The organism is Planococcus shenhongbingii (assembly GCF_030413635.1).
GTDB lineage: Bacteria > Bacillota > Bacilli > Bacillales_A > Planococcaceae > Planococcus > Planococcus shenhongbingii.
Map to the genome: position 1 here is coordinate 3,211,439 of NZ_CP129235.1, position 11,214 is coordinate 3,222,652.

Sequence of the window (11,214 nt, forward strand, 5' to 3'; positions counted from 1 at the left end):
ATTATACAGAAAACTTCCGTTCAAAGCGACTCACCGGGGTTTTGATTTTCAGATTTGCCTTACCAAAAATTTGAAATGGACCATAGATTTGGCTGAACGCAAATAAAAAGCCTTTCCACTTCTCTCTAAAGCCGTTTTCGCAAAAATATCGCTTATTATTCACATGTCCAAATAAAAAGCCGTGTGTGGAAGGCTCCACACACGGCTTTTTCGTTCATTATCCATTAGAATTACATATTTCTTCTATATTGCCCGCCTACTTCGTATAAAGCTGTGGTGATTTGGCCGAGGCTAGCGACTTTTACGGTTTCCATCAATTCTTCGAAGATGTTGCCGCCTGATTTCGCTACGTGTTTCAAATGAGCCAATGCTTCATCTGATGCGTTGCGTTCCTGGAAAGCGCGCAAATTGGCGATTTGTGTTTCTTTTTCTTCAGTTGTGGCACGTGCGATTTCCATCGCGTTGATATCTGCGTCACTTTGCGGATTCGGGTTCAAGTACGTGTTGACTCCAATAATCGGCAGTTCGCCTGTATGTTTCTTCATTTCATAGAACATCGATTCTTCCTGGATCTTGCCGCGCTGGTATTGGGTTTCCATTGCACCCAAAACGCCGCCGCGGTCATTGATTCGGTCAAATTCCGTCAGCACTGCGTCTTCCACCAATTGCGTCAGCTCTTCGACAATGAATGCGCCTTGCAGCGGATTTTCGTTTTTCGATAAGCCATGCTCTTTTGTGATGATCATCTGAATAGCCATCGCGCGGCGCACTGATTCTTCAGTCGGCGTCGTGATCGCTTCATCGTAAGCGTTAGTGTGAAGCGAGTTGCAGTTATCCTGAAGCGCCATCAATGCCTGCAGAGTCGTCCGGATATCGTTAAAGTCGATTTCCTGGGCGTGCAAGCTGCGGCCAGACGTCTGGACATGATATTTCAGTTTTTGGCTGCGGTCATTGGCGCCGTATTTATCACGCATAACCACTGCCCAGATGCGGCGTGCCACGCGGCCAATCACTGTATATTCAGGATCCAGGCCGTTCGAGAAGAAGAACGACAAGTTCGGAGCAAAGTCATCGATGTTCATGCCGCGGCTCAAATAATATTCAACATAGGTGAAGCCGTTCGACAAAGTGAACGCAAGCTGTGAAATCGGATTCGCTCCCGCTTCCGCGATATGGTAGCCCGAAATCGACACGGAGTAATAGTTGCGCACTTTGTGGTCGATAAAGTATTGCTGGATATCGCCCATCATGCGAAGCGCAAATTCCGTCGAGAAGATGCACGTGTTTTGCCCTTGGTCTTCCTTCAAGATATCTGCCTGCACTGTTCCACGCACGACTTGGAGCGTCGACTCGCGTACTTCCGTGAACTCTTCGAGCGTTAGCGGACGGCCGAATTTTTCTTCGTTGATTTTCACTTGCTGGTCGATAGCCGTGTTCATGAACATCGCCAGGATAATCGGCGCTGGTCCGTTGATCGTCATCGATACCGACGTAGAAGGTGCACAAAGGTCAAAGCCGTCATACAGTTTCTTCATGTCATCGAGCGTACAAATCGACACACCTGATTCTCCGACTTTCCCGTAAATGTCCGGACGGTGATCCGGGTCTTCTCCGTAAAGCGTCACGGAGTCGAACGCTGTTGATAAGCGTTTCGCATCGTCGTCTTTCGACAGGTAATGGAATCGTTTATTTGTGCGTTCCGGCGTTCCTTCTCCAGCAAATTGGCGCTTTGGATCTTCCCCTTCACGTTTGAACGGGAATACCCCAGCTGTATAAGGGAATGAACCGGGAACGTTTTCCAGGTAGACCCATTTAAGAATCTCACCGTAATCTTCAAACTTCGGCAAGACAACTTTCGGAATTTTCAAGCCGGAAAGGCTTTCTGTCCTCAAAATCGTCCGGATTTCTTTGTCTCGTACCGTAGTGACGAATTCATCGCCTGCATAAGCTTCTTTCAGCGCTTTCCAATTTTCCAGAATGCGCTTTGATTCAGCTGACAGCTCATCGCGGACGCCATAAGCCAATGATTGAAGCGACGCTACTAAGGCATCATCCGGCGCTTTTTCTTTTACCGCTTCGATTGCTCCTTCTAATTGGAACAAACGGCGTGCAAATGCAGATTGCTCTTTCGCTTTCGCGTGGTAGCTGCGCACAGTGTCCGTAATCTCCCGTAAATAATAGCGGCGGTCATTTGGAATGATCAAATTTTCTTTTTGCGTTTTGATAAACTGATCATAACTTGTGGTCCATTCAGTATTGCATTTTTCATTTACTGTGTGAACCAAAGCCGCAAACAGGGAATTGGTGCCTTTGTCATTAAACTGGCTGGCGATTGTGCCGAATACCGGCATCGTGTCAAGTTCTTTGTCCCATAATAAGTGGCTGCGCTGGTACTGTTTCTGAACTTGCCGAAGCGCGTCTTCCGAGCCTTTGCGTTCGAATTTATTGATGACAATCAAATCTGCGTAATCAATCATGTCGATTTTTTCAAGTTGTGTCGGTGCACCGAATTCACTTGTCATGACGTACATCGATACGTCCGCGAAATTAGCAATTTCCGCGTCTCCTTGCCCGATTCCGCTGGTTTCCACAATAATCAAATCGAACCCTGCCGCTTTTACAACATCTAAAACGTCGCCTAAAGCGCCTGAAATTTCCGTTCTTGAGCCGCGTGTCGCTAAACTTCTCATGAAAACGCGTTTATTGAAGATGGCATTCATGCGGATGCGGTCGCCCAAAAGCGCGCCGCCGGTCTTTTGCTTTGTCGGATCGATTGATAAAATGGCAATTTTTTTGTCTGGCAGCTCTGATAGGAAACGGCGGATCAGCTCGTCTGTCAGCGAACTCTTCCCGGCGCCGCCTGTCCCTGTAATTCCAAGGACTGGCGTATTTTTCGTCTGAGCACGGACTGCTTGAAGCAAGTCATCCGTATCAATTTCATGGGTATGCGCCTCTTCAGCAGCGGTAATCAGATTGGCCAAGGCCACCGGATGGTCTGCAGACACTCCTTCAAAAGACAAGTCTTCTTTTACAGTTGAAAAATCGCATTCTTTGACAATTTCCTGGATCATTCCTTCAAGCCCTAATTTCCGTCCGTCTTCAGGAGAAAAAATACTGGCGATGCCGTATTCTTCCAATTCCTGGATTTCGCGAGGCAAAATAACGCCTCCACCTCCGCCGTAGATCCGGATGTGTCCCGCTCCTCTTTCCTCCAGTAAATCGTGCATGTACTTGAAGTATTCCATGTGTCCGCCTTGATATGAGGAAATACAGATGCCCTGGACATCTTCCTGAATCGCCGCATTGACAACTTCTTCCACTGAGCGGTTGTGCCCAAGATGAATCACTTCTGCTCCAGCTGCCTGCAAAATTCGGCGCATGATATTGATTGATGCATCATGGCCATCAAAAAGACTTGATGCGGTTACAAAACGGACATGATTTTTCGGCTTATACTTTGTTTCTTCTTGTAAAATCGCCATTTTATATTAAGCCCCCTGTATCGTGATTTTTTCTCCTGCCATCCCCTGCAGCAGAAATTGAGTTTGAAGCTTGGTGAATTCCTGAATGGTGAAATCCCGCAATGCCCAACGCCGAAACGCCCACATCTGCCCCTGTACGAATAAATGATGGGCCGCCAGTTTGATTTCTTTCGCCGTCAGTTTGATCTCACCGCTTGCGGCGCATTCTGCAAGCAGACGCTCAAATAAAGAAACCATTTCAATCTCTTTCTTCAGTACATATTGCAGCGCGTCTTTCGGCAATGATTTCGATTCCTGGTACATGACCACAAATTCATCCTGCATATCGTCAATCAAGCCGTAATAATGTTCGAGTGCGGTCACCAGCACTTCCAGCGACCCTTTTTCAATATCAATCGCATCCAGCCTTGCATGGACTTCATCGTAGATCGAGTCACAAACCAAGTACAGAACATCTTCTTTCGTCCGGATATATTCATATAAAGTTCCGATGCTGAAGCCCGAAGCTTTAGCGATTTCCCTTGTGGTTGTCCGGTGAAAGCCCTTTTCTTTAAAAAGCGTAACAGCACCCCGGATCATCTGCGCACGGCGCTTTTCAATCAGGCTTTCGTCTTTTACGGAGGACTGTACTTCACGCTTTTTGTTCATGGGCGAATCCCTCCAGTTACTTAGTGACCATCCGGGAAATGACCAAACGCTGGATTTCCTGAGTGCCTTCATAAATTTGCGTGATTTTCGCATCACGCATAAAACGCTCAACCGGATAATCTTTCGTATAGCCGTAGCCGCCGAATACTTGAACCGCTTCAACCGTTACTTTCATCGCCGTGTCGCCAGCCATCAATTTTGCCATCGCCGATTCTTTGCTATAGGACAGTTTGTTCGATTCAAGCCATGCCGCCTGATAAGTCAACAAACGTGACGCTTCGATTGAAGTCGCCATATCTGCCAGTTTGAACGAAATGCCTTGGTTTGCCGAAATCGGCTTGCCGAATTGCTCGCGTTCTTTCGCATAATTTACGGATGCATCCAAAGCGCCTTGAGCGATGCCGACTGCTTGGGCTGCGATGCCATTGCGGCCGCCGTCAAGCGTCTGCATCGCAATTTTAAATCCTTGTCCCAATTCACCCAACATGTTTTCTTTTGGTACGCGGCAATTATCGAAAATGATTTCAGTTGTCGGACTTGAACGAATGCCGAGTTTTTTCTCTTTCTTGCCAACTGAGAAGCCTTCAAAATCTTTTTCAACAATAAAAGCAGTTGTGCCTTTATGTTTTGAATCCGGGTCAGTTACCGCAAAAACAATATAGATATCGGCAATGCCGCCGTTTGTAATGAAGATTTTCGAACCGTTTAAAATGTAATGGTCGCCGTCTTCTTTGGCATTTGTTTTCATTCCGCCAGCATCAGAACCTGATTGCGGTTCAGTCAAGCCATATGCGCCGATTTTTGTTCCTTCAGCCATCGGGCGCAGGTATTTCTGTTTCTGCTCTTCTGTGCCGAATGTGTATACCGGCCAGCCAGCAAGTGAAGTATGGGCTGAAAGCGTTACGCCTGTTGATGCACAGACACGGGACAACTCTTCAACAGCAATACAATATGCCAAATAATCCGAGCCGATTCCGCCGTATTCTTCTGGCCAAGGAATTCCTGTCAGTCCCAGTTCCGCCATTTTATCAAAAATTTCGCGGTCAAAACGCTCTTCTTCGTCGCGTTCTTCAGCAGTCGGCGCCACTTCATTGTTTGCAAAATCGCGTACCATTTTACGGATCATTTCATGTTCCTCGCTCAATTGAAAATTCATTGTCCCATTCCTCCAATTATTTTAATAGTTGCTTACTAATAACAATTCGCTGTATTTCACTCGTGCCTTCGTAGATTTCGGTGATTTTCGCATCGCGGAACAGACGCTCGACCGGGTAATCTTCTGTATAGCCGTAGCCGCCAAATACTTGGACGGCTTCGATGGCGTTGTCCATTGCCGCTTTTGAAGCGAACAGCTTCGCGATCGAAGCCTCTTTATTGCAGTCTTTGCCTCTGGCGTATAAGTCGGCTGCGTTGTAAACGAGCAGTTTTGCCGCTTCCACTTGCGTTGCCATGTCTGCCAGTTTAAAGCCGATGCCTTGGTTGTCCGCAATCGATTTTCCGAATTGCTGACGTTCTTTTGCGTATGCTACCGAATATTCGTATGCTGCTTCGGCAATCCCTAAAGCTTGTGCGGCTATGCCGATGCGGCCGACATTTAAGTTCGCCATCGCTATGCTGAAGCCTTTGTTTTCTTTGCCGAGCAGATTTTCAACCGGTACTTTCAAATTATCGAATGTCAATTGCACCGTTCTCGAACCGTGAAGCCCCATTTTCTTTTCATCTTTGCCGACGATTAAACCCGGAAATTCTTTCTCGACGATAAAAGCAGAAATCCCCCGTGTTCCCGCTTCCGGTTTTGTTGAAGCGAACACAATATATGTATCAGCTTCACCGCCATTGGTAATAAACACTTTCGAGCCGTTCAAAATATAATGATCGCCATTCAAGACCGCTTTTGTTTTTAAGCTTCCTGCATCCGATCCTGCTGAAGGCTCAGTCAGTGCGAAAGCACCCAAATAGTCACCTGACGCCAGTTTCGGAATATATTTTTGAATCTGTTCTTCTGTCCCAAAGTTCAAGATCGGATTTGTGCCGACTGAAGTATGAACTGAAAGAATCACGCCGATCACCGCACTCACTTTCGACAATTCATGAATCGCGATGATGTAGGAAGTAAAGTCCATTTCAGATCCGCCGTATTTATCAGGAGCGGTAATCCCCATTAAGCCCAAATCTGCCATCTTCTTTAATATTTCTCTTGGAAACGCCCCTTGTTCCATCTGCTCGATAAAAGGAGTAATTTCTTCTTTTGCAAAATCACGGACCATATTTCGCATCATCAACTGCTCTTCAGTAAAACGCAAATCCATTGTGGTGCCCCCTAATTTAACTGTATTCATAGAAACCACGCCCTGTTTTCTTGCCGAGCCATCCAGCTTTCACATATTGGCGCAGAAGCGGACTTGGGCGGTATTTGCTGTCGCCAAATCCATCATGCAGCACTTCCATGATATAAAGACATGTATCAAGTCCGATAAAATCCGCCAATTCGAGCGGGCCCATCGGGTGGTTCATCCCAAGGCGCATGATGTTGTCGATCGCTTCTTTCGTGGCCACTCCTTCTTGCAAGGTGAAAATTGCTTCATTGATCATCGGCATCAAGATGCGGTTTGAAACAAAGCCCGGAAAGTCGTTGCATTCCACTGGAGTTTTGGATAATTTCACAGTCATTTCTTCGACTGTTTTATAAACTTCATCTGTTGTTGCCAGGCCACGGATTATTTCAACCAGTTTCATAACCGGAACCGGATTCATGAAATGCATGCCAATCACTTGTTCCGGACGGTTTGTGACGGCTGCGACTTCCGTAATAGGAAGTGAAGATGTATTCGAAGCCAGAATTGCGTGCTTTGGAGCTACTTCGTCCAAGGTTTTGAAGATGCTGTGTTTGATTTCCATGTTCTCCACTGCCGCTTCAATGACAATATCTGCATCATGTGCATCTTTCAAATCAAGGGAAGAAGAAATACGGCCAAGAACAGCCGTTTTTTCTTCTTCCGTCATGCGTCCTTTTTCCACATTGCGTGACAGGTTTTTTGTAATTGCCGCGATGCCGCGGTCATATGCTTCTTGTTTCATATCATTCAATTTCACATTAAACCCTGATTGTGCACAAACTTGTGCAATGCCGGAACCCATCTGGCCGGCTCCGATTACCATTACATTTTGAATTGCCATTTTCAGTTTGCCTCCTGTTTTGGAACTTCAATCATGATTGCATCGCCTTGTCCGCCGCCTGAACAGATGGCTGCGATTCCAATACCGCCTCCGCGGCGTTTCAATTCGTATGCAAGTGTCAAAATGATGCGTGCCCCACTCGCCCCGATTGGATGGCCAAGTGCAACAGAGCCGCCATTGACGTTCACTTTTTCAGCATCCAAATTCGCAATTTGCGAACTTGCCAACGCTACTGCTGCGAAGGCTTCGTTGATTTCCACCAAATCAATGTCGTCGAGCGTCTTGCCTGTTTTCTTCAATAATTCATTAATGACGATTCCTGGAGTTTCCGGGAATCGATGCGGTTCAATCGCTACTTCTGTGTGCGCCAAAATATGCGCCAGTACATTTTTTCCTTCTTTTTGCGCCCGCTCTTCATTCATCAATACAAGGGCTACTGCTCCGTCGTTGATGCCTGGTGCGTTGCCGGCTGTGATGGTGCCGTCTTTGCCGAACGCCGGTTTCAGTTTCGCCAGCGCTTCAATAGTCGAATTGGCACGAGGTGCTTCATCGAAATCGACTGTAATCGGATCGCCTTTTTTCTGCAGAATTTCAATCGCTACAATTTCTTCTGCAAATAACTCTTTCGCTTTTACCGCGCGTTCATGCGAACGGGCAGACCATTCGTCCTGTGCTTCACGCGTCAATGCGAATGCTTCAGCTGTCGAGTTGCCGTAAGTCCCCATATGGACGCGGTCCGGATGGAATGAACAAGACAATCCGTCATGGACCATGCCGTCGACTACTTGCGCATCCCCCATGCGAAGCCCCCAACGTGCTCTCGGCAAATAATACGGTGCATTCGACATCGATTCCATGCCGCCTGCCACGATGACTTCTTCATCGCCCAAGCGGATGATCTGGTCTGCAAGCGTAACGCTGCGCATGCCGGAAGCACATACTTTATTGATTGTTTCTGATTTGACGTTGTACGGGATTCCTGCTTTTTTTGCTGCTTGGCGTGATGGAATTTGTCCCTGGCCAGCTTGCAGCACGTTCCCCATGATTACTTCCTGCACTTCTTCCGGTTGGATATCCGCACGGCTCATTGCTGCTTTAATCGCTTCTGCCCCTAATTCGCTTGCTGACAAAGTGCTTAAGTTGCCCCCAAACTTCCCAAATGCTGTACGTGCCCCATCGACAATCACTGTTTTTGCCATGATCTTTCTTCCTCCCTTTGTAAACGTTTTCAATTATGTGTAAAAAAATTATGCTTGTTGTGATTCTTCGCCTAAAACGGCGACAGTTGACGTGAACGAAGATAAATGATGATTGACCGTAGATAAAACTTTTTGAACGCAGATAAACTAATCTGAACGTTGAAAAGATGCTTCTTTGCTGTTTCGAAACATGAAAGTGCGTTGCATCGCTTCGCTAGCTTCGAGGCAAACCATTTGCTCCTGCATCAGCTCCGCTGCTTCGTCGCAAATCTAAACCCAGCATCACGTTATACTATTGCCTCTGCATCGCTTCGCTAGCTTTTATTTAAGTCTTTGCTCCTGCATCGCTTCGCTGCTTCGTCGCAAATCATATTGGCCGAACCGGTTCGGCCAATATGATTGACTGAACGCTCGCTCGGTTTTAATTCAAAACAAAAGGGAGCAATGCACTCCCTTTCATTTTCTTGCTTATAAGCCTATCTTATAGAATTTTCTTTCTTTTGGCAATTATTATTGAATGGTTGCCGGCTCTAATTCTGCTGTGCGATTTCCGATAACTGCCATTTCAAGCAATTCAGCAACATCGTATGTGCCGACTTTATCTTCGACTTCTTTCGCTTTTGTGCCGTCTGACAACATTGTCAAACAGTATGGACAGCCGGAGGAAATCATTGTCGGGTTCACTTCCAGTGCTTGTTCGGTGCGGGCAACGTTGACGCGGTGACCTGCATCTTCTTCCATCCACATCAATCCGCCTCCGGCTCCGCAGCACATTCCGTCCTGGCGATTACGTACCATTTCAACCAATTCTACGCCTTCGATCGCTTTCAGAATTTCACGCGGTGCGTCATAGACATCGTTGTAGCGGCCGAGGTAGCAGGAATCATGGAATGTAATGCGTTCGTTTACCGGGAATTGCGGTTTCAAGCGGCCTTCCTGCACCAACTCGAATAGCATCTCTGTATGGTGGTAAACTTCGGCTTTAAATCCGAAATCAGGGTATTCATTTTTAAAGATATTGTAGGCGTGCGGGTCAATCGTGACGATTTTCTTGATTCCCGCTTTTTCAAACTCCTGGATATTTGCTGTCGCCAGTTCCTGGAATAAGAATTCATTCCCTAAACGTCTCGGTGTATCCCCGGAGTTCTTTTCTTTATTGCCAAGAATCGCGAATTTGACACCAGCTTCGTTCATCAATCGTGCAAATGATAACGCGATTTTTTGAGAGCGGCTGTCGAACGAACCCATTGAACCTACCCAGAACAAGAATTCAAATTCTTCTCCGGCTTTGTTCATTTCTTTAACAGTTGGAATGCTGATATCTGGACGTGCATCTCTCCAGTTTTCTTTTTCTTTGCGGTTAAGACCCCATGGATTGCCCTGCTTTTCGATATTTGTCATTGCGCGCTGTGCATCTTTGTCCATTTTCCCTTCCGTCATTACCAAGTAACGGCGAAGGTCGATGATTTTATCCACGTGTTCATTCATTACCGGACATTGGTCTTCACAGTTGCGGCAAGTCGTGCATGCCCAAATTTCTTCTTCTGTGATGACGTCTCCAATCAAGCTCGGGCTGTAAAGTTCGTCGATACTGATCCCTTCAGCACCAGCAGCCATCGCCAGTTGGTTTCCTTTGGTGTTATTGAATGCGAGTGCAGGCACCCAAGGCTTTTGGCGGGTCGTGACCGCACCTGTATTGGTTAAGTTATCCCGAAGTTTTGTAATCAGATCCATCGGCGAAAGCATTTTTCCTGTGCCAGTTGCCGGACACATATTTGTGCAGCGTCCGCATTCTACGCAAGCGTAGAAGTCGATCATCTGCGACTGGCTGAAGTCCGTGATTTTGCCGACACCGAATGATGGCATGGCTTCTTCGTCTTCATTGTCTTCCATTTCTTCAAAGTTGATTGGTTTCAAGCGGCCCACATGGTCTACACGGTGGAACCATGTATTAACCGGCCCGAAAATCAAGTGAGCGTGCTTCGATTGCGGCACATAGACCAGGAATGTTAATAGACACAATAGATGCACCCACCACATAGCGTAGAAGATAACGCCTGCCGCAGTTACAGGAAGCGCTGAGAATGCAGTCGCAAATACAGATGCTACTGGTTCGGTCCAAGCTGTTTCATGGCCTTGCCAAATCATGGCTGCACCATTTCCAACTAGCACAGAAACCATCAGTGTGCCGAGGAAGATCAGCACCAAGCCTGCTTTCCAGCCTCGTTTTAAACGAACTAATTTCTCGATATATCTTCTATAGAATGCCCATACGACAGCGACCAAGATCGTCAAAGTGACGATTTCCTGGAAAAATGTGAACGCCGGATAAAGCGGCCCGAGCGGCAAATGCGCTCCTGGCACCAAGCCTTTGATGATGAAATCAATGGCACTTGCCTGCACCAATAAGAACCCATAAAAGAATATGACATGGATCGTTCCGCTCTTCTTATCTTTCAATAGTTTCTTTTGGCCAAAAACGTTGACCATGACTTTGCGGAAACGTTCTTTAAAGTTTTCCTCAAACTCCACTTTCTTGCCAAGCTTTATGAAATCATACCTAGTTTTCAATAAATAGAGAAACAGGTAAACTGCATAAACCGTTACTGCAAGAAACAAAATCCAGTTTGCTATGAGCAATGGCTCCATGATGATATCCCCCTTGTGTTTGTATATTCAAAAAATTCCTTATACAAAGTTTACGTGAC

At 46.6% G+C, this 11,214-nt stretch carries 7 protein-coding genes; all 7 read right to left on the bottom strand.

Going from position 1 to position 11,214, the window contains the following annotated elements; all coding sequences use genetic code 11:
• Window positions 1-230: 230 nt before the first annotated feature.
• Entirely contained in the window at window positions 231-3,482 is a 3,252-nt protein-coding gene (gene icmF / locus QWY16_RS15550; protein ID WP_300990138.1) for a fused isobutyryl-CoA mutase/GTPase IcmF, read from the bottom strand.
• Between the two features lie 6 nt (window positions 3,483-3,488).
• On the bottom strand, window positions 3,489-4,130 hold the full coding sequence (locus QWY16_RS15555) for a TetR/AcrR family transcriptional regulator (protein ID WP_300990139.1): 642 nt from the start codon (window positions 4,128-4,130) through the stop codon (window positions 3,489-3,491).
• Window positions 4,131-4,146: 16 nt separating this feature from the next.
• Window positions 4,147-5,286: an acyl-CoA dehydrogenase gene (locus QWY16_RS15560; RefSeq protein ID WP_300990140.1), complete on the bottom strand. Its 1,140-nt coding sequence runs from the start codon at window positions 5,284-5,286 to the stop codon at window positions 4,147-4,149.
• 16 nt (window positions 5,287-5,302) lie between these two features.
• Entirely contained in the window at window positions 5,303-6,439 is a 1,137-nt protein-coding gene (locus QWY16_RS15565) for an acyl-CoA dehydrogenase (protein WP_300990141.1), read from the bottom strand.
• A 16-nt stretch (window positions 6,440-6,455) separates the two neighbouring features.
• Window positions 6,456-7,307 carry a 3-hydroxybutyryl-CoA dehydrogenase gene (locus QWY16_RS15570; protein ID WP_300990142.1) on the bottom strand — a complete coding sequence of 284 codons (852 nt, stop codon included), beginning with the start codon at window positions 7,305-7,307 and terminating at the stop codon, window positions 6,456-6,458.
• A gap of 2 nt (window positions 7,308-7,309) precedes the next feature.
• Window positions 7,310-8,506, bottom strand: a complete 1,197-nt coding sequence (locus QWY16_RS15575) for an acetyl-CoA C-acetyltransferase (RefSeq protein WP_300990143.1) — start codon at window positions 8,504-8,506, stop codon at window positions 7,310-7,312.
• Window positions 8,507-9,016: 510 nt separating this feature from the next.
• Entirely contained in the window at window positions 9,017-11,155 is a 2,139-nt protein-coding gene (locus QWY16_RS15580) for a (Fe-S)-binding protein (RefSeq protein WP_300990144.1), read from the bottom strand.
• Window positions 11,156-11,214 lie beyond the last annotated feature (59 nt).

Coding starts and splice junctions, on each gene's coding strand:
- QWY16_RS15580 (WP_300990144.1), bottom strand. CDS start 11,155: ATGGAGCCATTGCTCATAGCAAACTGGATTTTGTTTCTTGCAGTAACG.
- icmF (WP_300990138.1), bottom strand. CDS start 3,482: ATGGCGATTTTACAAGAAGAAACAAAGTATAAGCCGAAAAATCATGTC.
- QWY16_RS15565 (WP_300990141.1), bottom strand. CDS start 6,439: ATGGATTTGCGTTTTACTGAAGAGCAGTTGATGATGCGAAATATGGTC.
- QWY16_RS15560 (WP_300990140.1), bottom strand. CDS start 5,286: ATGAATTTTCAATTGAGCGAGGAACATGAAATGATCCGTAAAATGGTA.
- QWY16_RS15570 (WP_300990142.1), bottom strand. CDS start 7,307: ATGGCAATTCAAAATGTAATGGTAATCGGAGCCGGCCAGATGGGTTCC.
- QWY16_RS15555 (WP_300990139.1), bottom strand. CDS start 4,130: ATGAACAAAAAGCGTGAAGTACAGTCCTCCGTAAAAGACGAAAGCCTG.
- QWY16_RS15575 (WP_300990143.1), bottom strand. CDS start 8,506: ATGGCAAAAACAGTGATTGTCGATGGGGCACGTACAGCATTTGGGAAG.